The 24,217-nt window shown below is 69.7% G+C and carries 22 protein-coding genes and 1 pseudogene; 10 read left to right on the top strand and 13 right to left on the bottom strand.

Annotated elements, in window-relative coordinates:
• Positions 1-9: 9 nt before the first annotated feature.
• Genes VFO26_RS11200 through VFO26_RS11190 form a run of 3 tightly spaced genes read left to right on the top strand, consistent with a single transcriptional unit; the run spans position 10 to position 4,042 of the window.
• The gene (locus VFO26_RS11200) at positions 10-1,248 is read left to right on the top strand and encodes an MFS transporter (protein WP_325115064.1); all 1,239 of its coding nucleotides are present in this window, start codon (positions 10-12) and stop codon (positions 1,246-1,248) included.
• A gap of 29 nt (positions 1,249-1,277) precedes the next feature.
• On the top strand, positions 1,278-2,537 hold the full coding sequence (gene gltX, locus VFO26_RS11195; protein WP_325115063.1) for a glutamate--tRNA ligase: 1,260 nt from the start codon (positions 1,278-1,280) through the stop codon (positions 2,535-2,537).
• Positions 2,534-4,042, top strand: coding sequence for a hypothetical protein (locus VFO26_RS11190; RefSeq protein ID WP_325115062.1), 1,509 nt, complete (start codon positions 2,534-2,536; stop codon positions 4,040-4,042). The genes gltX and VFO26_RS11190 overlap by 4 nt, the downstream gene beginning before the upstream one ends.
• A 4-nt stretch (positions 4,043-4,046) precedes the next feature.
• Here VFO26_RS11190 and VFO26_RS11185 read toward each other — a convergent pair whose 3' ends face one another.
• Positions 4,047-4,793 carry an SDR family NAD(P)-dependent oxidoreductase gene (locus VFO26_RS11185; protein WP_325115061.1) on the bottom strand — a complete coding sequence of 249 codons (747 nt, stop codon included), beginning with the start codon at positions 4,791-4,793 and terminating at the stop codon, positions 4,047-4,049.
• Positions 4,794-4,884: 91 nt separating this feature from the next.
• Here VFO26_RS11185 and VFO26_RS11180 point away from each other — a divergent pair, with 91 nt between their 5' ends.
• Complete coding sequence (locus VFO26_RS11180) at positions 4,885-6,108, top strand: cytochrome P450 (protein WP_325115060.1); 1,224 nt, start codon at positions 4,885-4,887, stop codon at positions 6,106-6,108.
• Here VFO26_RS11180 and VFO26_RS11175 read toward each other — a convergent pair.
• From VFO26_RS11175 to VFO26_RS11160, 4 genes are read right to left on the bottom strand one after another with little or no spacing between them, the layout of a single operon-like run.
• Positions 6,089-6,928 carry an ABC transporter ATP-binding protein gene (locus VFO26_RS11175; RefSeq protein WP_325115059.1) on the bottom strand — a complete coding sequence of 280 codons (840 nt, stop codon included), beginning with the start codon at positions 6,926-6,928 and terminating at the stop codon, positions 6,089-6,091. The two genes, VFO26_RS11180 and VFO26_RS11175, sit on opposite strands and share 20 nt — an antisense overlap.
• Complete coding sequence (locus VFO26_RS11170; protein ID WP_325115058.1) at positions 6,913-7,725, bottom strand: ABC transporter permease; 813 nt, start codon at positions 7,723-7,725, stop codon at positions 6,913-6,915. Before VFO26_RS11170 ends, VFO26_RS11175 begins: the two co-directional genes overlap by 16 nt.
• Entirely contained in the window at positions 7,722-8,564 is an 843-nt protein-coding gene (locus VFO26_RS11165; protein ID WP_325115057.1) for an IclR family transcriptional regulator, read from the bottom strand. Before VFO26_RS11165 ends, VFO26_RS11170 begins: the two co-directional genes overlap by 4 nt.
• Complete coding sequence (locus VFO26_RS11160; RefSeq protein WP_325115056.1) at positions 8,527-9,570, bottom strand: amidohydrolase family protein; 1,044 nt, start codon at positions 9,568-9,570, stop codon at positions 8,527-8,529. The genes VFO26_RS11165 and VFO26_RS11160 overlap by 38 nt, the downstream gene beginning before the upstream one ends.
• 101 nt (positions 9,571-9,671) lie before the next feature.
• On the opposite strand from VFO26_RS11160, the gene VFO26_RS11155 reads away from it, so the two are divergent.
• From VFO26_RS11155 to VFO26_RS11140, 4 genes are all read left to right on the top strand, one after another.
• Positions 9,672-10,691, top strand: a complete 1,020-nt coding sequence (locus tag VFO26_RS11155) for an ABC transporter substrate-binding protein (protein ID WP_325115055.1) — start codon at positions 9,672-9,674, stop codon at positions 10,689-10,691.
• A gap of 207 nt (positions 10,692-10,898) precedes the next feature.
• The gene (locus VFO26_RS11150) at positions 10,899-11,333 is read left to right on the top strand and encodes a MaoC family dehydratase (RefSeq protein ID WP_325115054.1); all 435 of its coding nucleotides are present in this window, start codon (positions 10,899-10,901) and stop codon (positions 11,331-11,333) included.
• Entirely contained in the window at positions 11,330-12,067 is a 738-nt protein-coding gene (gene fabG, locus VFO26_RS11145; protein ID WP_325115053.1) for a 3-oxoacyl-ACP reductase FabG, read from the top strand. Before VFO26_RS11150 ends, fabG begins: the two co-directional genes overlap by 4 nt.
• Positions 12,064-12,801: an SDR family oxidoreductase gene (locus VFO26_RS11140; RefSeq protein ID WP_325115052.1), complete on the top strand. Its 738-nt coding sequence runs from the start codon at positions 12,064-12,066 to the stop codon at positions 12,799-12,801. Before fabG ends, VFO26_RS11140 begins: the two co-directional genes overlap by 4 nt.
• A gap of 32 nt (positions 12,802-12,833) precedes the next feature.
• Here the strand turns inward: VFO26_RS11140 and VFO26_RS11135 are convergent, their stop codons facing one another.
• The gene (locus VFO26_RS11135; RefSeq protein ID WP_325115051.1) at positions 12,834-13,304 is read right to left on the bottom strand and encodes a YbaK/EbsC family protein; all 471 of its coding nucleotides are present in this window, start codon (positions 13,302-13,304) and stop codon (positions 12,834-12,836) included.
• Between the two features lie 659 nt (positions 13,305-13,963).
• Here VFO26_RS11135 and VFO26_RS11130 point away from each other — a divergent pair.
• Both VFO26_RS11130 and VFO26_RS11125 read left to right on the top strand, forming a co-directional pair.
• Positions 13,964-14,164: pseudogene (locus VFO26_RS11130) on the top strand (cysteine hydrolase); the annotation flags it as partial.
• 54 nt (positions 14,165-14,218) lie between these two features.
• Positions 14,219-15,511: an MFS transporter gene (locus VFO26_RS11125; protein WP_349259076.1), complete on the top strand. Its 1,293-nt coding sequence runs from the start codon at positions 14,219-14,221 to the stop codon at positions 15,509-15,511.
• Positions 15,512-15,609: 98 nt separating this feature from the next.
• Here the strand turns inward: VFO26_RS11125 and VFO26_RS11120 are convergent, their stop codons facing one another.
• From VFO26_RS11120 to VFO26_RS11090, 7 genes are all read right to left on the bottom strand, one after another.
• Entirely contained in the window at positions 15,610-17,520 is a 1,911-nt protein-coding gene (locus tag VFO26_RS11120; RefSeq protein WP_325115048.1) for a sialidase family protein, read from the bottom strand.
• A 463-nt stretch (positions 17,521-17,983) separates the two neighbouring features.
• The gene (locus VFO26_RS11115; RefSeq protein ID WP_325115047.1) at positions 17,984-19,066 is read right to left on the bottom strand and encodes a site-specific integrase; all 1,083 of its coding nucleotides are present in this window, start codon (positions 19,064-19,066) and stop codon (positions 17,984-17,986) included.
• Positions 19,067-19,199: 133 nt separating this feature from the next.
• Entirely contained in the window at positions 19,200-19,454 is a 255-nt protein-coding gene (locus VFO26_RS11110; protein ID WP_325115046.1) for a hypothetical protein, read from the bottom strand.
• Positions 19,451-20,869 (bottom strand): AAA family ATPase, encoded by a 1,419-nt coding sequence (locus tag VFO26_RS11105; RefSeq protein WP_325115045.1) that lies wholly within the window; start codon positions 20,867-20,869, stop codon positions 19,451-19,453. The genes VFO26_RS11110 and VFO26_RS11105 overlap by 4 nt, the downstream gene beginning before the upstream one ends.
• Before the next feature lie 614 nt (positions 20,870-21,483).
• Entirely contained in the window at positions 21,484-21,723 is a 240-nt protein-coding gene (locus tag VFO26_RS11100; protein ID WP_325115044.1) for a hypothetical protein, read from the bottom strand.
• Between the two features lie 70 nt (positions 21,724-21,793).
• On the bottom strand, positions 21,794-22,900 hold the full coding sequence (locus tag VFO26_RS11095; RefSeq protein WP_325115043.1) for an NAD(P)/FAD-dependent oxidoreductase: 1,107 nt from the start codon (positions 22,898-22,900) through the stop codon (positions 21,794-21,796).
• A gap of 59 nt (positions 22,901-22,959) precedes the next feature.
• Complete coding sequence (locus VFO26_RS11090; RefSeq protein WP_325115042.1) at positions 22,960-23,871, bottom strand: phage major capsid protein; 912 nt, start codon at positions 23,869-23,871, stop codon at positions 22,960-22,962.
• Positions 23,872-24,217 lie beyond the last annotated feature (346 nt).

The following is a 24,217-nucleotide window of genomic DNA, read 5'->3' as shown; positions in this document are numbered from 1 at the left end:
TCCCTCGTCATGCCGATGACGCTCGGCGAGCGCCTGGGCGCACTCCAGGAGCGCGACTTCCGGCTGCTCTTCACGGCGACGACGATCACCACCGTCGGCGACCGCTTCGCCGGGATCGCTCTCGCCTTCGCGGTGCTCGACATCTCCTCGGCGACGGCGCTCGGGATCGTGTTCGCGGCACGCCAGGGGATGGAAGCGCTCGTCGCGGTGGGCGGCGGCGTCCTCTCCGACCGGCTCCCTCGCAACCTCGTCCTCGTCGGAGCGGCGCTCGTGCAGGGGACCGCGCAGGCGGCGACGGCCGCCTGCGTCCTCGCCGACGTCGGCGGCGTCCCGGCGATTGCTGCCCTTCAGGCGGTCTACGGGCTGGGGCTGGGGCTCGTCATCCCGGCGGAGGTCGGGCTCGTCCCCCAGACCGTGAGCGCGGAGCGGCTCCAGCAGGCCAACGCGCTACAGGGACTGACCCGGAACATGGTCGCCGTGCTAGGGCCCGCGGTCGGCGGCGCGGTCGTCGTCGCCGGCAGCCCCGGGATCGCGCTCGCGATCGACGCCGTGAGCTTCTTCGTCTGCGCGGACATCCTCCGCCGGATCCGCGTCCCGGCCCGCGACGCGGCCGGCACGCCCGGCTTCCTCGCCGAGCTGCGCGAAGGCTGGCAGGAGTTCACCTCTCGCACCTGGCTCTGGGCGTCGGTCGCGCTCTTCGGAGTCGGGAACCTGATGTTCGCGGGTTGGATCGTGCTCGGGCCGGCGATCGCCAAGGAGCGCCTCGGCGGTGCCGGCCCATGGGCCGTGATCCTCACAGCGGGAGGTGTGGGCGCGGTGCTTGGCAGCCTGGTCGCGATGCGGGTTCGGCCACGGCGCCCGCTCGTCGCCTGCGTCCTTGCAGCGACGTTGATCTCCCTGCAGACGCTTGCGCTCGCGCTCGAGGCGCCGACGTGGCTGATCGCCGTCGCGTCGTTCACGGGCGGTGTCGGGATCGCCGTGCACTTGACGCTCTGGTTCACCGTCTTCCAGCAGCAGGTCCCGGAGCGGGCACAGTCCCGTGTGGCGTCGTACGACACGCTCGGATCCTTCGTCCTCATCCCGCTCGGCACGGCGCTCGTGGGGCCGGTGTCCGATGCGATCGGGGTCACCGAGACGCTCTGGATCGCGCTGCTCGTGATGTGGGCTTCGTGGGCCGCGATCCTCGCGCTCCCCTCTGTCTGGGCGATCCGCCGGCCGGGCTCCGTCAGCGCGGCGCGCGCGGCCTGAGTGACATCCAGCCTCTACGATCCCCGCCGATGAGCGTTCGCGTCCGCATGGCCCCTTCGCCCACGGGGCTCCTCCACGTCGGCGGCGTCCGCACGTTTCTCTTCAACTGGCTGTTCGCGCGCGGCCGCGGCGGCGAGTGCCTGCTCCGGATCGAGAACACGGACACGTCGCGCGAGGTGGCGGAGGCGACGGCGCAGATCGAGCGGTCGCTCCGGTGGCTCGGGATCGAGTGGGACGGAGAGACACGGTTCCAGCTCGACGGCGCGGAGCGCTGCCGCACCGAGGCCGAGCGGCTCGTCGCCGAGGGCGACGCCTACGAGGACGAGGGCGCCATCCGGATCCGCATGCCCGACGAGGGGATCGTCGCGTGGGAGGACGCCGTGAAGGGCCGCATCGAGTTTCCCGCCGAGCAGCTCGAGGACATGGTCATCGTCCGCTCCGACGGCCGTCCGACCTACAACTTCGCGAACCCGGTCGACGACTGGGTGGACGGGATCACGCACGTGATCCGTGGCGACGATCACGTCTCCAACACGCCCAAGCAGCTCGTCGTGATGCGCGCGCTGGGCGCTGAGCCGCCCACCTATGCGCACGTCCCCAACGTGTTCGGGGAGGACGGCCGGAAGCTTTCCAAGCGCCACGGCGCGGTCTCGATCGACGAGTTCCGCGAAGCGGGTTACCTCGCGGCGGCCCTGATGAACTTCCTTGCGCTGCTCGGGTGGGCACCGGACGGCGAGACGACGATCATGAGCCGCGAAGAGCTGATCGAGCGGTTCACGCTCGACCGCGTCGGCGTCAGCCCCGCGACGTTCGACTACGCCAAGCTCGAGTGGATGAACGGGGTCTACCTGAGGGCGCTCGACGAGGGGGCTTTCGCGGACGAGGTTGTCCGCTATCTGGGGGACCGAGGGACCGAGTGGCCGGAGGACGGCGTACGTGCGATGGCGCCGCTCGTCCAGGAGAAGGTGTCCAGGCTCGGCGAGATCCCCGCCTTCGTGGGGTTCCTGTTCGGGGACGTGGAGCCCGACCCGGAGCTTCTCGACGAGCGCATTCTGCGCGGGGCGGAGAACGCGCTGGCCGCCGTCGACGATTGGTCGGCGCCCGAGATCGAGTCGGCTCTCAAGCGCCTCTGCGAGGAGCTCGGCGAGAAGCCCCGCACGGTGTTCGGCCCGATCCGCGTCGCGGTGACCGGCTCGAAGGTCTCCCCGGGCCTCTACGAGTCGCTCGAGCTGCTGGGACGCGATGCTTCGCTCGAGCGGGTGCGGCGCGGTGCCAGGGTGGCCGCATGAGGGTGCGCGACGTCGACGGCTTCGAGCAGCGGCTCCAGGCGTACGCGATCGAGCGGTCGGAGGAGGCCCGCGCGGTCCGCGTCGGTGAGAAGGAGACCTCGGAGCAGGCGGCGATCGTCGCCCGCTACGCCGACCTGTTCACGCGCGAGCAGCTGATCGCGCTCGAGGCGGCGGAGACGGAGTCGAAGGAGCCGGAGCGCGAAGCGGTCGCGCGGCTGCGTCTCACGTGCCAGGAGGGCATCGTCACGGCGGCGCTCGCGGAGCGCGAGGACGCGCTCGAGAATGCGCTGCTCGCGGCTCGCGTCGCCTGGGACGGGGAGGAGCTTCCGATCCGCTCGGCCCAGGCCCGGCTGGCCGTCGAGCCGGACTACGCGCGACGCGCCGCGCTCGGCGAGGCCGTGCTCGCGGTGTCGGCAGGCTTCAACGACGAGCGACGGTCGCTGCTCGCAGACCGCCACGAGCTCGAGTCGGACGTCACGGGGATCTCCGAGCCGGTCGCGCGCAACGAGGCGGAGAAGGGCGTGCTCCTCCGCCCGATCCTCGGCGCGGTCGACCGCGCAAGAGTCGAGAGCACGCCTGCCTTCGCGCCCCAGCGCGAGCGCTGGCTCGACCGGCTGCTCGGGCCCGAGCGCGACGAGACCCCGACCAGTGCGCACATGGCCTGGATCCGGCGGCTCTCCCCGCTCGAAGCCACGTACACGAAGGACCGAAGCGTGGCCGTCTGCCTCGCGACCCTGCGGGCGCTCGGCCTCGATCTCGAAGCCGAGAAGGGCATTCACACGGATCTCGAAGACCGACCGCAGAAGTCGCCCCGTGCCTGCGTGATCGCCTCCGACCCGCCGCGCGTCGTGCACCTGATCACGCGGCCGCAGGGCGGGCTGCACGACTACGAGGCCTTTCTCCACGAGGCAGGCCATGCCCTCCACTACGCGGGCTGCGAGGCGTCGCTGCCCCTTTCGTTCCGGCGCCTCTCGCGCGACCACGCACTGACGGAGATCTACTCGTTCCTGCTCGACTCCATCTCGTGCGAGCCGGGCTGGCACGCCGAGCACTTCGGCCTGTCGGACGGCGAGGCACTGGACAACGCCGACGCGGCGCGGTTCAGCGACACCCTCCTCTTTCGCCGCTACTCGGCCAAACTCGGCTACGAGCTCGACTTCTGGACGCGGTTCCCCACCGACGGCGGCACACCCGACGGCTACGAGGAGCGGCTGACCGCGGCGACCGGGATCCGCTACCCGGCCGCCAACCACCTTGCCGACATGGACGCCGGCTTCTACTCGGCCGACTACCTGCGGGCGTGGATCCGCTCCGCCCAGCTCCGCACGCATCTGCGCCGCGAGGTCGGGGAAGACTGGTGGCGGCGCCCGGAAACCGGGGCGCTGCTCCGCGACCTGTTCCGCGAGGGCACGCGGCCGACGACGGAGGAGATCGCCGGGCGGATCGGCTTCGACCCGCTCGACACGACACCGCTCGTCGCCGAGCTGACCGCCGTGGCCGCGTAGCTCCCTACACGCCTGAGAAGAGCCGCCCGCCGTTGACGTACAGCGTCTGCCCCGTGACGAACTCCGAGCCCGGGCCGACGAGGTAGCGGAGCGTCCCGACGAGGTCGTCGGGGACCATGTCCCGCTGGAAGCATCGCTGCCGGGCGAGAGCGGCCGCCATCTCGGGCTGCTGCGATGTGTACGCCTCGTCGTGCGGGACGTAGTCGGGCGCGATCGCGTTGACGGCGATGCCGAACTCTCCGAGCTCGCGGGCGAGCGCGCGCGTGAAACCGACGATCGCGGCCTTCGACGCGACGTAGTGGAGGAAGAGCGGGATGCCGCCCGGGACGGTCATCGACGAGACGTTGACGATCCGACCGCTGCGGGCGGCCTTCATCGACGGCGCCACGGCCCTGCAGCAGAGCCACGTCCCGCGCACGTTGACCTCGAACATCCGGTCCCACTCGGCGACCGTCAGCTCGTCCCACGGCTTCTTCTCGATGCTCGTGAAGATCGCGGCGTTGTTGACGAGTGCGTCGATCCGGCCGAACCGCTCGAGCGTCGTCGCGGCGAGCTTCGCGGTCGAGCCTTCGTCGGAGACGTCGACCACGACGGGCAGCGCCGTACCACCCTCCGCCTCGATCTCGACGGCGACCGACGCCGGGTCGAGGACGTCCGCGACGACCACCGACCAGCCGTCCACGGCCAGCGCCATCGCGTACGCGCGGCCGAGCCCCTTTGCCCCTCCCGTGACTATCACGACCCCCGACATCGACGGACTATCATCGACAAACCTCCGTGTCCCGTCCAGCCAGGTGTCGAGAAGCGGCGCGAGCATCCCGGTCGGCCCGTCCGGTCCGGAGATGACCGCGATCGACTTCGACCCGCTCTCACCCGCGCAGCGCGAGAGCCCATACGACCTGTACGCGGAGGCGCGCGCGCACGCCCCCGTCTTCTACGCCGAGCGCTACGGCTTCTGGGTCGTCACGCGGCACTCGGACGTCCTCCGAGTCCTCAAGGACGGTGAGACGTTCAGCTCGCGCGACGCGCTCACCTCGTCGCACGTCGACCTCCCGCCCGAGGTGCAGGCGGTCCTCGACGAGGGCTGGCCCGAGATGCCCGTCATCATCGACACGGACGCCCCGCTGCACACCGCGATCCGGGGGCTCGTGACGAAGGCCTTCACGCCACGGCGGATCGCGGAGATGGCGCCGCGGATCGAGGAGCTGGCGTCCGAGCTGATCGGCGAGCTCCGGCCCGACGGAGAGGCGGACATCGTCAGGCGCTTCGCCTGGCCGCTCCCGCTCACGGTGGTGGGGGAGATGCTCGGCGTCCCGCGGGCGGATCTCCCACGTCTGCACGAGTGGAGCGTCCACTGGCTGCGGCTCAAGCAGCCGGGCGCGACACTCGAGCAGCAGCTCGAGTGGGCGAAGAGCACGGTCGAGCTGCAGCGGTACTTCATGGCGCTCCTCGACGAGCGCGAGCGGAGCCCGGGGGACGATCTCACCTCGGCTCTGCTGGCCGCCGCCGCCCAGATCGAGCCTCCGCTCGTCCGCGAGGCGGTGATGGGCGTGCCGCTCGATCTCGTCGTCGCGGGCCACGTCACCGTGACGCGCGCGATCGGGAACGCGCTGGTCGTGCTGCTCCGGGAGCACGGGCGGGCGGAGGAGCTCTATACCGATCCGTCGCTGATCCCCGCGGCCGTCGAGGAGATCCTCCGGCTCGAGTCGCCCGCGCAGGGCCTCTACCGCACGACGACGAGGGAGGTCACGATCGGCGACACGACGCTCCCTGCCGGAGCGCGGGTCATGGTCCACTACGGCTCCGCGAACCGCGACGAGCGGGTATTCGCCTGCCCTGCCGACTACGAGCCTCGGCGCGACGGGCTCAACCGGCACCTCGCTTTCGGCAAGGGCGTCCATTTCTGTATCGGCGCCCCGCTCGCACGCCTCGAGCTCGAGATCGCTCTCAGGCTCCTGCTGGAGCGGCTCCCCGGCCTGCGACTGGTCGGCGGCCCACTCGCCTGGGAGCCGATCTTCTTCGCCCGCGGCCTGGAACGCCTCGACGTCAGCTGGGATCCGTCGTAACGCTCCTGTGAGGACCGGCGGGGCCGTCCGCCTGCCCCGCGGTCTCGCGCGCGAAGAGCAGCTCGTGGAGCTCGGCGCTGACGCGATCGAGCTCGTTGCTGTGCGCCGTGATTCCGAGCGACCGGGGACGCGACGCGGTCACGTCGAGCAAGCGCGCGATGCGTCCAGGTCTGGGGCTCATGACGGCGATGCGGTCGGCGAGCAGGGCCGCCTCCTGGATGGAGTGCGTCACGAACACGATGGTCTTGCGGTCCTCGCTCCAGATCCGCTGCAGCTCGAGGCTCAGCTCCTCGCGCGTCAGGGCGTCCAGCGCGGCGAACGGCTCGTCCATGAGGAGCACCGAGGGGTTGTGCACGAGCGCCCGGCAGAGCGAGACGCGTTGCTGCATGCCCCCGGAGAGCTCGTCCGGACGGCGATCCTCGAAACCCTCGAGCCCCGTGAGCGCGAGCAGCTCCTCCGCACGTCGACGGTGCGTCCTCCGGTCGAGCTTGAGGATCTCGACGGGGAGCATCACGTTCTGGAGCACGGTGCGCCACGGCAGCAGGGCCGAGCGCTGGAACATGAAGGCGACGTCGCGGCGCGGGCCGGTCACGGGCCGTCCGCTCACACGAACGTCGCCGACCGTCGGGCGCAACAGCCCGGCGATGATGCGCAACAGCGTCGACTTGCCGCAGCCGGACCTGCCCACGAGCGTGACGAACTCGTTCTCGCGGACCGCGAGGTCGATGCCGTCGAGCGCGTGCAGACGCGCCTTCCTCGACTCGAAGACGTGTGAGATGCCACTGAGCTGGATGGCGGTCGCGGCTAGTCCTCCGACCAAGGGACGACGAGCCGCTCGAGGAGGACGAGCGCGTAGAACAGCACGATGCTCATCACCGAGAGCAGCACGATCGCTGCGAACGCCAGCGTCGTGTTCGCGTTCTGGCCGGAGGCGATGATCACGTACCCCAGCCCCTCGGTGGCACCGACGAACTCCCCGACGACCGCGCCGATCACCGCGAGCGCGATCGCGACCTTGAGGCCCACGAACACGTAGGGGAGCGCTGCGGGGAAGCGGAACTTCACGAACTCCTGGACGCTCGACGCGGAGAGCGAGCGCGCCAGGTCGACGAGCTCGGCGGGTGTGGACTTCAGCCCGGTGGCGGTGCTGATCACGATCGGGAAGAAGCAGATCAGGACGACCATTGCGATCTTCGGGCCGATCCCGAACCCCATCCAGATGACGAGCAGTGGGGCGATGGCGATCTTCGGAATCGCGTTGAGCGCGACGAGGGCGGGGTAGATCGTCAGCTCCAGGAGGCGCGAATACGCGATGACGACCGCGAACGGGACTGCGATCGCGATCGCGAGGCCGAAACCGAGGAGGCTCTCGAAGAGGGTCGTCTTGAAGTCACTCGCGAGCAGGCTGCGCTGGTCGACCATCTCGTTCCAGACGTCTCCGGGCGTCGGCACGAGGTATGCAGGCCAGTCGAACACGACCGTGGCCAGCCACCAGAGCGCGATCAGGACGATGATCGTCACGGCGGGCAGAAGCACGCGGAGCGCGACCGCTCCGACCCTGCTTCGCGTCTGGGCCCCCCCGATCGCGGTTCCCAGCTGCGTCTCGGCCGTCGTCATGTGACGGTGCCGGCCTCGGCCGCGGCCACGGGACCGATCGCGGCGATCTCGGCGCTGAGGGCGCGTGCCTCGCCCAGGAGCTCCGCGACGAGCTTCTCCTGCCCTTCCTCGAGGCGTGGACTGGGGCCGGTCACGACGATCGACGCGAGCAGCCTTCCGGACGGATCGGTGACGGGTGCGGCGAACCCGGACACGTCTTCGATGATCTCGCCGTGCTGGCTTGCCCAGCCGGCGCGCCGCACCTGCGCCAGCTCGGCGAGGAGGACGTCCATCTCCGTGATGGTGCCGGCGGTGACCCGTTGGCGATCGAGGTCGCCGAGCAGCTCGCGAACCTCGTCGTCGGTGAACTGCGCGAGGTAGAGCTTGCCTCCGCCGGTCGCGTGGAGGGGCCAGCCCCGCCCCACGCGAACCGCGTACTTGAGAGCGCGCGCGCCCTCTACGAAATCGACGGCCACGCTCTCGGCGCCCTCGTACCCGATGAGTATCGCCGTCTCGCCGAGCGTCGTCGCGAGCCGGTCCAGACGACGTCGAGCGCGTGTCCGGACGAGCTCCATGACGGGCGCCGCCGCCACCCGCCCGACGAGCTGCAGGCTGATCGCGTACGTCCGGCTCGACGGGTCCCAGGTCAGGTAGCCGTGCCGACGCATCGCGTGGAGGATCCCGTGCGCCGTGCTCTTGGGGATGCCGAGCAGCTCGCTGACCCCCGTCAACGTGTGACAGGGCCGGCCGTCGAGGAACAGGTCGAGGATGTCGAGGACGCGCGCGGCCGAGCGGTTCGCGGGCTCGGGCTCGCGCCGCGCTCTAGACGTTGAGGTCGAAGAGCCGCTCCGCGTTCCCATGGCAGATCATCCTCCGGTCGTCCTCGCTGATCGGTGCGGCCTCGATGAAGTCGGCGCCGTCCTCGATTTGCTCCCACGGATAGTCGCTCGCGAACATGAGTCGCTCGACGCCGACCTCGTGGATCGTCGCGAGCAGTGCGGAGTCGAGCCAGTTGCCGCTGCACGTGTACCAGAAGTTCGACCGGAGATAGTCGCTCGGCTTCCGCTCGATCTGGGAGCGATGGGATTTCGCCATCCACGGCTTGTTGAAGTCGAAGTCCACCCGGTAGAGCCAGTGCATCAGCCCCTCGCCCAGATGGCCGAGGATGATCTGGAGGTCGGGGAGCTTGTCGAACGCGGCGGAGTAGATGATCCGCATCGCGTGCACCGCGGTCTCGTGACCGAAGCCGAGGCCGGGCCCGGGCATCGCCCAGCCGTAGCCGAGGTATGGCTGGAGCATGTTCCCGTGCGGAAGGGTCGGGTGGAGGTTGATCGGCACCCCGAGCGTCGCGGCCCGTTCGAGGATCGGGAAGTAGCGGGCGTCGTCGAGGTAGGTGTCTCCGATGTGCGAGTGGATGTTCCCGCCCTTGAACCCCAGCTCCCGAACGCAGCGCTCGAGCTCGTCGGCCGCCGTCTGTGGCGCCGACACCGGCAGGCTCGCGAGCCCGACGAACCGTCTCGGATGGTCGGCGATGAACGCCGCCAGGGCATCGTTCGCCTTGCCCGCGTGCTCCACCTGGACGTCGGGCTCGAACTGCTCGAACCCGGGGCTGGAGACGCTGAGGAACTGGATCGCGATCCCCACCCGGTCCATCGCTTCGATGCGTGCGGCGCTGAGGTCGAGCAGCGTGTCGCGCAGCGGGTGACTGTGCGTGAGCATCACGTCCGGCAGCGACGGCTCCAGCCAGACGCGAACGTTCTCGTCGGTGACCTCGAAGCGGGGCGGCCTCGTGCGGCTCTCGAGCAGTGCCATGTACTCGGGGGTGAAGAAGTGCGACTCGAGGTCGATCTTCGGGATGCGGCTCATCGCCGTCGGAGCCTCCTTGCTTCGTTCGGTATCTCGAACTAGGATTCCGCGCACGCGAGCATAACGCCTTCCCGTCCCGTTCGATGCGAGGGAGTCACGACATGCGCTTGAGCAGCAGAGGCATCGCCCTTCTTGCACTGATCGTCGTCCTCGCCGGGGTCCTCACGGCGGCTACCGCCACCGCGACGCCGAGCCGCCAGCTGGAGACCGTCCGCTATGCGACGTCGTTCGGGTCGTTCGGTCGGGACGGGTTCGTGTACGTGGCGATCGAGAAGGGGTACTTCCGGGACGTCGGCCTGGACGTCGAGGTCGTTCCCGGGCTGGGCACCGACAACGCCCGACTGCTCGCCTCCGGCCAGATCGACTACGCAGGCTCGGAGATCACCGGCACGATGGTCGGCCGCGTCCTGGGCGGCTTCCCCGTCAAGTTCGTGGCCGTGACGAGCCAGGCGACCCAGGCCGCCATCGCATCGCTCGTGGAAGAGGGGATCGCGAGCCCGAAGAGCCTCGAGGGCAAGACCCTTGCCGACCTGCCGGCGTCCATCGTGATCCGGCTCTTCCCGTACTACGCGAAGAAGGCGGGGATCGACAGGTCCAGGGTCGAGATCGTCCCAGGCACGCCCCAGACGCTCCCCTCGCTCCTCGCCACCGGCAGGGTCGACGCGATCGGGCAGTTCACGGTCGGTGTGCCGACCCTGCAGCGCGCCGCGGGTGGGCGCAAGGTGCGGACGCTGAAGTACTCCCAGTATCTGAAGGGCCTGCTCGGAAACGGCGTCGTCACGACCGACTCGCGCATCCAGAACAACCCGGAGCAGGTACGACGCTTTACGCGCGCGCTGCTCCGGGGCCTCCGCTACGCGATGCAGAACCCCGGCGAATCCGGACACATCATGCAGAAACACGTTCCGATCGTCGATCCGGTGACGGCGGGCAACGAGCTCCGCATCCTCAAGTACTTCGTCCAGAACACGTGCACGCGCACGCACGGTGTCGGCTACATCGACGTGCAGAAGGTCAAGTCGACGGCGAGCATCGTCCGCAACGCGTTCGCGACGAAGCCGTTCACGTACACCGACCTCTACTCGCCGGCGTTCGTCAAGACGACGACCTGCAAGAGCTGACCTCGGCGGTTCGCCACGAGCGGTGTCGACCCGCTCCTCGCTCTCGACCGCGCGGAGCGGGCCGGCGACGTGTGGACGGCGATCTCGGCCGCTGCCCGCGGCGGGTACCGGATACACATGGGCGGCGGGCGCCGTACGCTGGGGCCCGGCGTGAACAGGGATGCGGCCTCGGCCGTGTCCCCTTCGACGAGGGAGAGCTCGACCGAGATGACCCAGCTGACGGACTTGATCGGAAAGGAGCTCGGGCCGACGGAGTGGCTCGAGATCGACCAGGCGAGGATCGACGGGTTTGCCGCGGCGACCGACGATCCGCAGTGGATCCACACCGACCCCGTCAGGGCCGCCGAGGGCCCGTTCGGGACGACGATCGCGCACGGCTTTCTGACGCTCTCGCTGTGTGTGCCGCTGATGACCCAGGCGCTCGGCCTCACCGGCTACCGGCTCGGCGTCAACTACGGCGTCAACAAGGTGCGCTTCCCGGCGCCCGTCCCGTCCGGCTCGCGCATCCGGGCGCGCTTCGCGGTGCAGTCCGTGGAGGAGGTCTCCGGCGGGGAGCAGGGCGTGGTGCTCGCGACGGTCGAGCGGGAGGCCGGCGAGAAGCCCGTGTGCGTCGCGGAGCTCGTCCTGCGGATGCTCCGATGAGGCGCTTCGAGGGCCGGACGGCGCTCGTCACCGGAGGCGCCAGGGGGATCGGCGCCGCGACCGCGACGCGACTCGCCGAGGAGGGCGCGCACGTCGTGGTCGCCGACTTCGACGAGGCGGCGGCGACCGAGACGGCGGAGCGGATCGGCGGGCGCGCCGTGCGCTGCGACGTCACCTCGCGCGCCGACGTCGAGGCGGCCGTCGCCGCCGCAGCCGAGACCGGCCGCCTGGACGCTCTCGTCACGTGCGCGGGGATCATCCGCGACAACCTCGTCCACAAGATGACGGACGACGACTGGGAGGCTGTCATCGCGACGCACCTGCGCGGCACCTTCCTCGCCGCGCAGGCCGCGCAGGCGCACATGACGGAGCAGCAGAGCGGCTCGATCGTGCTGATCTCCTCGACCTCTGCACTCGGCAACCGCGGCCAGGCGAACTACTCCGCCGCGAAGGCGGGGATCCAGGGCCTCGCAAAGACGCTCGCGATCGAGCTCGGCCGCTTCGACGTGCGCGTGAACTGCGTCGCGCCGGGATTCATCGCCACGGCGATGACCCGGCAGACGGCCGACCGGATCGGGGTCTCCTTCGAGGACTTCCAGACCGCGGTCGCCGAGCAGACACCGCTCCGCAGAGTCGGCCGGCCGGAGGACGTCTCCGGGGTGATCGCGTTTCTCTGCTCGGATGACGCGGCGTACGTCACCGGGCAGGTGATCTACGTCCGCGGCGGCCCATGAGCGAGGTTGCGCTCGTCACCGGCGCGGCCGGCGGGATCGGGCGGGCGATCGCAGGGCGGCTCGTCGGCGACGGCTGGCGGGTGCTGGCCGTCGACCTCGCTCCCGACGCGGACGGGCCGGGAGACCCCTTCGGTGCCGACCTGACGACGCGCGAGGGGAACCGCTCGGCCGTCGACGCGGCCGTCGAGCGCTTCGGCCGGCTCGACGCCGTGATCCCGAACGCGGGCTTCCAGCACGTCTCCTCCGTCGAGGAGTTCGACGAGGACCGTTGGGATGCGCTCGTCGCGCTGCTCCTGACGAGCCCGTTCCTGCTCTCCCGCTACGCGTGGCCCGTGCTGCGTGCGTCGGGCAACGGTCGGATCGTCGTTCTCGCGTCGGTGCACGGGCTCGTCGCCTCGCCGTTCAAGGCGGGCTACGTGTCAGCGAAACACGGCGTGCTCGGCCTGGTGAAGACGCTCGCGCTCGAGGGAGCATCGCAGGGGATCCGCGCGAGCGCCGTCTGCCCTGGGTACGTCCGGACGCCGCTCGTCGAGGCGCAGGTCGCGGACCAGGCGCGCGTCCACGGAATCCCCGAGGACCGCGTGTTCGAGGAGGTGCTCCTCGCCCCACAGGCGCTCAAGCGCATGCTCGACCCGTCCGAGGTCGCCGACGCCGTCGCCTTTCTCCTCGGCCCCTCGGGCTCCGCGTTCACCGGTGCGCCGCTCGTGATGGACGGCGGCTGGACCGCCCGCTGACGCCGACGCCGCGCGCCCGTCGCGTGGGGAGCTCAGTCCTGACAGAGGTCGGCGGTCTGCGCGGCCGTGATCCGAAGGAGGTCCGCGGTCCGGACGCGAACCGAGTCGTCGTGCGAGCCGGCCTCGAAGACGAGCCACTCGCGCCTGGCGAGCTTCCGGTCGACGATCACCGGCTCGCGACGGGCTCCGCCGACCGGCGGGACGGCGCCGAGCGCGAACTCCGGGTAGTCGTGCGCCATCTCCGTCTCCGTGGCGAGCTGCACGTCGTCCTTCGAGCCCCCTACGACCTCGCGCAGCTTTCGCATGTCCAGTCGCTCGGATGCGGGGACGAGCGCGCGGAACCGACCGGCGGGAGTTCGGGCGATCAGGGTCTTCGCCACCTCCGAGGCGTCGAGCCCCAGCACCTCGGCCTCGGCGACGGCCCGCTCGGTGTGCCCGTGGTGGAGGAGCTCGTACTCGGCTCCGGCGTCGTCCAGCACCTTCGTCAAGTCGGCAACGCCCATCTCATCGCCTCCTTCGTCGTCTCGGCGTGATGATGGCAGACGAGGGCGGGTCTTCGGCGCCGCTCGGCGTGGGAGCGCCGGCCACGGCGGTACGCCGGCCCCACCCTCCGTGCCGTCGGTCGAGGTAGGACCGGCCGGACAAGCCTGTCCCACCTCGCGCCCGTGCGCAAGCGCACGAACTGCCCGCGCCCGCCCGGGTTTGCGCCTGCGGCTGCGAGGGCACATGACCTCATGTCGTTCGAATCTCCGCTACCGCCGTCGCCGAAGCCGCCGATCCCCGGCCCCGAGCCGCTTCCGACCCCTGACCCGGAGCCACCGGACGAGCCGGACCCGGTCCCACCGCCGGTCATCTGAGCGGGGCTCGTCATGAGGCGGGCGTGGCGAAACCCCGGCAGGCGGGCAGGCGCTTGCCGAGTACGCCGTCGTCGTGGCCGCGATCGCGGTCGGGCCGCCTGTTCGCGCTCCTGATCCTCCGCTCCGGCATCGAGGCCGTGTCCGGATCGACGGCAAGACCGACCCAGCCCACTCCGCCCCGCCGCGTCGGAGCACGACGCCGGTCCTCACGTTCCCGACGACGATCGCGAGTGCGAGACGGAGGTTGGGCGGACGTTCCGGATTTCGAGGGCGAGGCGGAGTGCAAGGAATACGTGGAGCGGCTGCTCCACGACGCGCTCGCCAGGGGGTACGACGCGACCCTGGTCAGCGACGCCCACACGACGGAGCACCAGACGGCGTGGGGGGCGCCGCCGCCGGACCAGGTCATCGCGCACTCGAACCTGTACTGGACTTACCAGACCGCGCCCGGCCGGACGGACGGGACGGTCGCCACCGGGGAGGTCGACTTCGGCGGTCCGGCCTGAGGGCCTCGTTGACCCGCCCGGCAGAAACGGCGTGTGGGAGACGTTGCACTGACCGTGAACGAGCTCGCGCGCCGCATCGAACGCACGTACCTCGTGCTCATGCTGGGCAACACGCTGGCCGCGTCGTTCATCTGGGGCATCAACACGCTCTTCCTGCTCGACGCAGGGCTCAGCAACCTGGAGGCGTTCGCGGCCAACGCGTTCTTTACGGCCGGGATGGTCGTCTTCGAGATCCCGACCGGTGTCGTCGCCGACACGTGGGGAAGACGGACGTCGTACCTCCTCGGCACGCTCACGCTGTCGGGGTCGACCTTCCTCTACTGGGTGCTGTGGGTGACGAGCGCGCCGTTCTGGGCGTGGGCCGTCGTCTCGATGTTGCTGGGCCTGGGCTTCACGTTCTTCTCGGGCGCGGTCGAGGCGTGGCTCGTCGACGCGCTTCACCATGCCGGGCACGACGGTGGGCTGGAGGCGGTCCTGGGTCGCGGGCAGATGGTCGGGGGTGTGGCGATGCTGGGCGGCTCGGTGGCCGGCGGCGTGATCGCCCAGGCGTCCTCGCTGGGTGTCCCGTTCCTGCTCCGCGTGGCCGTGTTGCTGGCGATGTTCGCGGTCGCATACAGGCTCATGCACGACCTCGGCTTCACGCCGGCGCGCAGAGAGGCTCCCTTGCAGGCGACGCGCCAGGTGCTCGAGGCATCGCTCGAGCACGGGCTCGGGAACCCGCCGGTGCGCTGGGTGATGCTCGCCGCCCCGTTCGCCTCGGGTGTCGGCTTCTACACGTTCTATGCGCTGCAGCCGTTCCTGCTCGAGCTCTACGGCGACCCCGACGCATACGCCGTCGCCGGGCTCGCGGCCGCGATCGTCGCCGGATCGCAGATCCTCGGCGGCTGGGCCGCGCCGAGGATCCGTCGTCTGTTTGCGAAGCGGACAACGGCTCTGATCCTCGGCGGTACGGTGAGCGCGCTGATCCTCGCCCTGCTCGGCGTCGTCGGCTCGTTCTGGCTGGCCCTCTTCCTACTCGTCCTGTGGGGCCTGATCTTCGCGGCCGACATGCCGATCAGACAGGCGTACCTGAACGACATGATCCCGTCGCAACAGCGGGCGACCGTCCTCTCCTTCGACTCGTTGATGGGCTCCAGTGGCGGCGTCGTGATCCAGCCCGTGCTCGGGAAGACGGCAGATGCCTACAGCTACGCCACGTCGTTCCTCGTCGGCTCCGTCTTTCAGCTGCTCGCGGTCCCCTTCCTCGTGCGGAGTCGCCGAGAGGGAGCCCCGGCCGACACCGCGGTCGGTTCGAGCGACGCCGAGCCGACGGCTCACCCGAAGGACGAGCCGCCGTTGGCCGCGTAGGGGCGGGTCGAGCTCGCCAGCGCGGAACTGCGCACATGCGAACACGAAAACCCGGGGCTCACGAGGGGCGACCAGAAGGTCGCCCCTCGTGGCTTGCGCTACGGAATGACCAGGCCCCAGATCTGCTGGTCGAGGCCGCCTGCATTGGGGCAGCCGTCAGCCGACCAGGCACCAGTGGCGGGATTTTGAGTGCGGCACTGATGCACGTCGAAGCCGTCCGTGCCGTCCCCGTTGGTGTAGCGGGGATCGGTTCCGGCGAGCGTGTCACGGCCGTCCGTCCAGTTCAGCAGGACGGTCGTGCCGACGGCCGAGATGTAGTTGTAGTCGCCGAAGAACGGGACATCCCGGTTGCCGAACTGCTCCCACTGAAGCGGGTAGGCGACCGACGAGGCGGGCGTCGACGTCCAGGAGGCCCCGTCATCGGCCGACGTGGCGTAGAACGACTGCACAGCCGCGCCCGAGGATGTGCTCCCGGGCGGGTTCGCAGCGACGTGCCGGTTCTGGAACGGCACGCTGATGAAGCTGCCGTCGGAACCCGTTGCCGTGTCGGCCCGGGTGTCCTGCCAGACGACGTGGAGGCGACCCCCGTTGGCGTCGACGTCAGGGTAGAACTGGTTCCCCGCCGCCTGCGGATCGATTGGCGTCAGTGGCGTCCACGTCGTTCCACCGTCGGTCGTCTTCGTGAAGTAGATCGCGCTCTGGCTCGCCGTCCCGGAGACGATCGTTCCGTAGGAGGGACGCGCCGCCGGCCGCTGCGTGCCGGGAACGGTGGCTTCGATGACGACGTAGAGTGCGTCCGGGTCGCCCGTCGCAGACGGGTCGGCTGCGTTGCGAGGCGCCGAGTTGACCCGGCCGAAGACATAGCCCGACTGGCATGCGAGTGGGCCGTCACCGCAGTCGCGGGCGTCGTTCTTCACCGTTGGCCCTTCGCAGCTGCCGAGGGTTCCGTCGGCCGCCAAGCACGACTCGTAGCGGGCCTGCGCCATTGCCGCCGGCGAGCCTGCGTGGTCGGTCATGTCCCAGTGGATGAATTCCTGGGCGATCGCCGGCTTCGTGAACGTGGCCCCTCCATCGAGCGACTTGACCCAGGCGATGGCGTCCGCCTGCGCCTGCCCCTGGTCGGCCTTGAACTCGTACTGGCGCCAGGTCACGAAGACAGTTCCCGTCCTTGTGACGGCGATGTCGCACTCCTGGTTGCCGTGGATCGACTCGGAGATCTTCTGGGTCCGCCACGTCCGACCGCCGTCGGTCGAGCGGGCGAGCTCGATGAAGTTGTTCGCCCCAGAGCCGGTGAAGCGCGCCCAGCAGACGTAGACGTTGCCGGCATGCGGGCTGGTGACGCCATCGTCGGCCTCGAGCTCGACCTTGTCCTCGAAGTGTCCGAGGAAGATCGGGCTCGGCGTCCCGCGTGAGACGATGCTCGTGAACTCGTAGTCAGGAGCAGCGAACGGCGGCGACCAGTTGTAGCGCGCAACCCAAATCGAGCCGTTCGCGGGCCTGCTCCGGTTGAAAGCGATTCCACCGTAGTAGAGGTGATTCGCACGATCCCAGTCCTGTACGGGATCGCCCGCCGACGTCACAAAGTTGTGTAGCGGAGACGCCTGCCCCTCCGCCGAGGTGTCGGTCGGGTAGCCAGGCAGAAGGCTGTTCGTCCACGTGGCGCCCCTGTTCGACGAGTAGTAAAAGCCGGCCCACGCGTCCGTGGTAGTCGACACCGGGCAGTAGTCGTTCGCCCCGGCCGTCATCTTCGTCGGATCGAGCGGATTGACCGCTGCCGTCGGCTCGTTCTGCTGCCGCTCGCCGCCCCCCTCGTCAGCCGGAGGCGTGGGCGTCGGTGCGTCGAGAGCGGAATCGCTGAAGTCGCTGCTGCACGACTCGATCGTGATGTCGGTCCCGCCGTCGTGACGGACGTAGGACTGATCGGTGATCCGTACGTCGGCGCCCGCCGAACCGGCACCAGTGAGAACTGCCAGCAGCGCTACCGCCGCGACAGAGAGGTTCCTTCCCATCTCTCCCCCTTCCTTGGAGCTGGGTTGAGGAAAGAACCTTCCTCGCATACCCGTACGTCGGGCAGGCAAAACCCGCTCAACAAGTCGAACCGACCACGGTTCGCAAGGTGGCGGCGCCGTGAGTGTCGAGAGCACCGTGCTTGCGCAACGTGAGAGATTCGCGGTCGCGTCCCACGAGTCATCCCTGCTCGTGCCCTCCAGGCATTGATCGATCAGTCGCGGATCGACCACGACGGAGATCTACCTCCGTGCGTTCAACCGAACGCGAGCTGTCGAGCTTGTCGTCGGAGCTCCATGTTCGATAGGTCCATCGCGGTTCAGACGCCCCTGTTCATGGGCCACTCGCATATCGAGAAACCCGGAAAAGGCCCATACGGGATTCAAACCTCGCTGTAAACAGGCCACTTCTTCAGGGCGATGGGGGAACCGGTGGGGGACAGAGCGTTGCCTCCGTCCCCTTCCGTCAGGCGAGGACGGTCTCGCCAGGAGCCCCAAGCCGCTCGGCGATGATGCTCCCGTAGTCGAGCTCGCGCTCGTCCATGAGGACGTGCGTGTACGTGTCGGCGAGGAGCTTCGCGGAGCGGTTACCCACGAGCTCGGCGATCTCGGCCCACGACTTGCCCTGAGCGTGTAGCAGCGAGATGCGCCGGTGCTTGAGGTCGTGAGGTGACCAGAGTGGCGTCCCCGTCGCCCTGCAGGCCTTGGCGATTGCCGTTCGCAGCGCATCCGACTTCACGCCGGGGAACAGGGGGGCGGCGAGGTCACGGTCGTCGCGTGGCAGGAGCGTCCTGTCGATGGCCTCGGCGAGCTCGGGCGGGATCTCTCGCCAGTGCGCCAGTCGCGTCTTCGTCGTCGCGGCCCTGGCCCGGACGCGGCCCCGAGCGGCGTCCCAGTCGCCCACCGTCACCTTGTCCACACCGGCCGTCACCCGATGGGCTGACCAGTCGAGCCAGAGCACCGGCAGCACGTACTTCGATGGCACGAGCCGGAGTGGCGCTTCGATGTGATCGGCCGTCGGCGGGTCGATCTGGTCGGGCTCCTCGTAGGGGAGCTTCACCCTCTTGTCCTTCGCTGGGTTCGGAACGACCTCGGCGAAGTCGAGGACCTGGGCGAGCGTTGACTTTGTCTTGCGGATCGACTCGCGGTCGAGGTGATCCTCCTCGTGCAGCTTGTTGACGAGGGGCTGCACGTCTTCCCACGCAAGCTCATCCACGGCTGTCGTCCCAAGCACTGGTCGGATGCGGTTCAGGTTTGTCGTGTACGTCTTGACCGTCCCCTCGGCCACGTCGATGCGGCTCGCTCGCCACCGCTGGGCGACCTCGGTGAGCGTGTTCGCCGAGACGCGGTCCGGCTCGATCAGTCGCAGGTCGGGGACGCGCATCGCAGCGAGCTCGCTCCTGATCCACGCGGCTCGGGCGTTCGCGTCGGCCTTGCGTGGGAACGTACCGGCGTAGCGGGGACGAGCTCCTCGTCCTCCCAGCGTCCACCTCACCTTGTGGCGGATCTTCCCCTTCGGTGTCTTGTACGTCTCAACCCAGGCGCTCACCGGCGGGCCGTCCTGGGCCGTCGTAGGGTTCTCATGCGGTCAGGCCTCCTAGCAGGTCTGCTCCGAAGTCCGAGCTGGGGTCGTTGACGCGGCCCCGCTCGGGCGCTCGATCTGAGCGCACACGAAGTATGACTCAAGGCCTCCGCGTCCCCCCACGCGTGGGCTGCACCTTGTCGCCGCATCGGTCGCAGTACGTGTTCCCAGCGATGAGGGCGAGGTAAGCCTCGACCGGGACGAGTGGGCGGTTGAAGCCGGGCAGGTAGACGACGGAGACGGCCCGCCACACGGCCTGAGTCGCCCGCTCCGAAAGCCCGAGCTCACGGAAGTGCCCGGAGTCGAGGAGCGTGCCCTGGGCGAGAAGCTCTGCCGCTGTCGGGCGGGGGTTCATGACCGTGGCTTGCCCTGAGCGTCGCGGGCGAGCTCGGCGAGCCGTTCAATCTCGTCCTCGTCCACCGCGTTGCTCTGGTTGTTGGCGGCGGGGGATGAGCTCGGCCGGTCACGTTGAGCAACTTGCTCACTTGCTTCCCCCGAAGGGGGAGCAAGTTGCTCAACCCGGAGCTCGGCGTTGTAGAACGACGGAACTTGCTCAACTCGCTCGAAGCTCTGAGCAGGTTCCGGGCCGGGAAGTGCAGCCTTCATCGCAACCGTCCCCCACAGCTTCGCCCTCGGTGATCGCCCGACCAGCTTCGCCACCTCGCCCGTGATCGACGCGAAGCGATCAGGGGCGCCGCTGAGTGCGGCTCCTGCTTCGTCACGGTTGACGCTGATCCCGGCCTTCTTCCCCGCGAGCTCCGTCTCGGTGCGCCACTCGCCATCGACGAACAGCGCCTCAAGCTCGGCGGCAAGGTCACGGCCCTCGGCGGCGCTCGCGTCGATCTCAACGGTGGCCGTGTCGGTGAACGTGAACCCGCCGTGCTCCCCCGTGCCCGTGCCGACGATGACGACGCCAAGCGCGTCAGGGGCGGCGAAGTCGCGGGCCTCGACTTCCACCCGAAGCCGTCGTGCGCCACTCTCGGAGCGAGTGATGAGGAAGCCGACATCGAGGGCCCCGTGCATCGCGCCAGTCCCTGCCATGCGCTCGCCCGGTGACCTCTCTTTCTGCGTCTCGGTGAGCTTTCCGAAGTGATGAAGGAGCTCGACGGTGCGGCCGTCGGCGAGCAGCGGCTCTAGCCCGTCACGGACGCGAGCGAACTCCTCGGCCACGTTCTCTTTGATGCGTGCCGCCGCTCGGAGCACGTCAACGATCTCCAGCGCTGCCTCGACGCGCTCTGCCTCATCGCTGAGCCAGCCCGCCGTCTCAGGGTCAGCGAGGTCGAAGGGACGGGGTCGGTAGAGCGTGTGCAGTAGATCGAGCCCGTCACCGTCAGGATCGACCCCGAGGCCACGGGCGAGCGCACCGATCCTCGCCCGGAGTCCTGGCCGCGACCCTTCGAGGGCGATATAGAGCACGGGCCTTGCCTCCTCGACCGCGTACTCACCGAATAGGGGCTTGCCCGTGACAAGCGCCAGCGCCTGCGTCAGTCCGATCCAGGTCTTGCCCTTCTTGGGTGGACCCGCGACGAACGCGAGCATCCCCGCCGGAAGCAGCCCGTTGATGAGCCAGCGGTGCTCCTCCGGGCTTGCGTCGCGGAACCTGGACCACGGCGTCGACTCCCACGGCGAGATGCCCGCATGTGGGGCCGGGTCCGGCTCGACGAGTGGGAGCTCGGGCACCGTGGCCTTGGCCGCGAGTTCATAGAGGCGAGCCTTCGCCTGGGCCGGATCTAGCCCATGCAAGTAGTCGGTGATGTCGTAGCCGCTCACCAGGCGGGCCTCGCGCCCGTACGCGGCCCTCGTGGCGGCTCGGGTTCGTCAGGTTCTCGGCCGGGGGAGCGGTTCCGCGAACTCCGCGATGCCGTCGAGCGACGGCGGCGGCCACGGGGGCGAACTCGTGGCACTGCGGCGACGGCCGTCCTCGGGGGCCGGACACGACGAAGGTGCAGCGCACTCGACACCGCGGCCCCAAACGAGACGGCGATGGGGATAGGCGGGTCCGGTGGCCTTGACGCAGCCACGCGCTCACGACGTGCCAGGGCATCGGCGTAGCGGCGGGAGTCCTCGACGTATGACGCCTGCCGCAGACGGCGGAGCGTGATCCGCTGGTCGAGCGTGAGCTCACGGCCGCCCGCGTAGGCGAGTGCCTTCCCCGCGAGCCAGCGGAGCTCGTAGAGCTTCCGGCGGTTCAGGGTTCGCGGATCGCGGAGCCGGTCGAGCTCAAACGTCTCGCTCAGAGAGAGGCCGGGAAGCGGCCGGTCGGTCACTCGATGAGGAGCGTCGCGGTCATCGACTAGGAACCCGAGACCGTAACGGGCGGGTCGGACGGACATGCGAAAGGCGGCCCGCGACAGACCGGCCCCCCGCGTACTCCTAGTCGAGGATCAGGCTACACAGTCACCCGGACGTTGTTCGGGTCGGCCACGGGGCGGCGTCGGGGTCACCTTCACCTGGCCGACTTCGTGGAGCTCGAGCTCGCCGTCCTCCACGAGGTCGCCGTCGTAGACCGTGGCTTCGCCGCTCGATGTGAACCCCGCAACGACGACGGGCTTGCCGAGCGCCTGCGAACGCCGAAGGGCGAGCTCCGCCATCTCGGCGACTGTCTGATCGGAGTTGCGGCTCATGCCCCCGAGGGTAGTGGGGCGGCCGGGTGACCTCGACCCTGTCGCCCCGGGAGGGGTGTCGCTTGCGCGACTACAGGTCGCGCGAGATCTCGCGTGCGAGCGCGAGCGAGTCGCGCCGGGTCTCGAAGAGGTCGCCGCGCACGGTCTCTCGGAACCCGATCACGTACAGCCTGTGCGCCAGCCGGGCTGGTGCGCCGCCTGCAGGCGCTTGCGCAGGCTCCCCATCGAGGTCGACGAGGTCGGCGAGGGCGTTCCTGAATCCCGTGGCCGCGACCACTGCGTCGAACGGCTCGCTGCGACCGTCGGCGAAGACGACCTCGCGCTCGGTCAGGCGCTCGACGGCGGGCAGGATCTCGACGCGCCCCGCGCGGAGCTGGCGCAGGAAGCCAACATCGATGACCGGCGGGTGCCGTACGGTGAACGTCCCCCATTCGGCCGGTCCGAGGCCGTAGCGGGTGAGGTCGCCGATCGCGACCCGCTGAAGCGTTGACGCGATCCAGTCTGCGGCTCGGGGCGGCATCACGGAGGCTGTCATCCCGAGCAGCTGGATGGGGATGCCGACGATGTCCCGGCGTGTGATCGGGGGCGACGCTCGGACGGAAACGGCTACCCGCTCGGCACCCGATTCCACGAGGTCGGCCGCGATCTCGGCCCCGGTGTTCCCGAAGCCGGCGACCAGCACGTCCTGGCCCACGTAGGCGGAGCCGGAGCGGTATGCGCTCGAGTGGACGAGCGAGCCGCGAAAGGTCTCACGGCCGGGCCACTCAGGGACGACCGGGGCGTCGTACTTCCCAGTAGCAACGACGACGACAGGGGCACGGAACGCGGCAGCTGGCGCCTCCACGATCCAGCCGTCCGCGTCGCGGCGGATGCGCGTCACGTCCGTGTCGAGACGGACGTCGAGCCCGAAACGCAGCGCGTAGTCGCGCAGGTAGCGTGCGAACTCGTCCTTCGTGACGTAGCGCGAGAGCTCACGCGGGAGTGGCTGATGCGCGAGACCGGAGAAGCGCTTGATCGTGTGGAGCCGCAGTCGGTCATACCGCTCGGCCCAGCGGGCGCCGACCTCGCCGTCGCGCTCGAGCACGGTCGCGCGGACGCCGAGTCGCGCGAGAGCGCCGGCAGCCGAGAGCCCCGAAGGCCCGGCGCCGACGACAATGACCGGCGCGTCAGCGGGCATTCTCGGACCAAGTTAAGCACCGCGCGGGTTGTGGTTCTGTCACCACCCACTGGATCGACCTACGCCTTCGACCTCCCGGCGTGAGCGGTCGCCCCGCTCGTCCAGTCAGCGAACTCGAATCCGACGATGGGCGAACCGCTCGGCCCGACGGGCTGGGCGACCGCACAGGCGACTCGCAGGTGGACGCGCAGGAGCGTCATGTCGTCCTGGAACGCCGACACCTGGATCACGCCGCCCGGATCAACGAGAACGCCGTCGGTCGAGAGCTCGTAGGTGATGTCCTCGCGGATGCCGATGATGAGCTGCGAGGCGAAGTCGCCGACGACGGCATCGCCCTTCGTCGCGTCCCAGTTGACCGTCGTCTCGACCGGAAGACCGAAGAGACGTGACTCGACCTCGCCGGTCACTGGCCCGAGCCCGGCCGCGATCTGGGCCTTGCGGATCGCCGACAGGATCGAGAGCCCGGAGGCGATGCCGCTCGGGCGAACGCCCTGAGCCTCGACCGCGCTGAGGGCCGCGTCGATGGCCTCGCCTGCGGTCGCGCCCGTCTGGGCGGCCCCGGCGAGTCCGGCGATACCACCGGCCGGGAACTCGGCCGGAGCGTTCGTTCCGAACAGCACCGCCTGGTCGAGCACCTTGGCAATCGACTTGGCGAGCTCCGAGCGAACGGACTCCCACACGGGGAAGCCAGCGTCGTCAATGAAGGCATCGGGGATCGCAAGCGTGGCCGCGATCTCGACGGGGTCGAGCCGCTCGGCACTCCACTCGACCTGCGTGATCGGCTTACGGCCGCCAAAGGCGGGGCTGACGAAGCCCACGCTCGGCGCGACGGAGACGACCGGGATCGACTCGACCCCGGCTCCCATCCGAATGACGTTGCCCAGCGCGAGCACCACGGACTCCTGCTCGGCGGCGGCGATTGCCTGATCTGCGATCCCGCTTGGGATCAGTGTCTCGTAGTCGGTTGCCATCTTCGGTCCTCCTCAAGGCAGATAAAAACGGAGCGCCCTTCCTGAGAACCGGCCCGCCACGGGCTGCGACCGGCTGGCCTACGGGGCCTGCCGACCGCTCCAGGACGACCGAAGCGGCGACCTGCGGGGACATTCCTCGCTCCGCTACTGGCTGCAAACGAGGCCCGCATCAGGAACTCTAGCTCGCGTCGTGACCGGGCACGACCCCCGTGGCACATGAAGGGCCGGGCCAAGTTTCGCGGAGTGTTTCTCGCGGCCACAGTCCCCGCCGGGGTTCGGCGCTCGGCGTCGAGGGGGTCACCCCCGGGTCAGGCGACGGATCGCACGAACCCGCGAACGAGCGCGT

It is taken from the genome of Gaiella sp. (assembly GCF_035710885.1).
Classification (GTDB): Bacteria; Actinomycetota; Thermoleophilia; order Gaiellales; family Gaiellaceae; genus Gaiella.
Note: the sequence above shows the minus strand (reverse complement) of the source record. Positions and strands in the feature narration are given on the sequence as shown.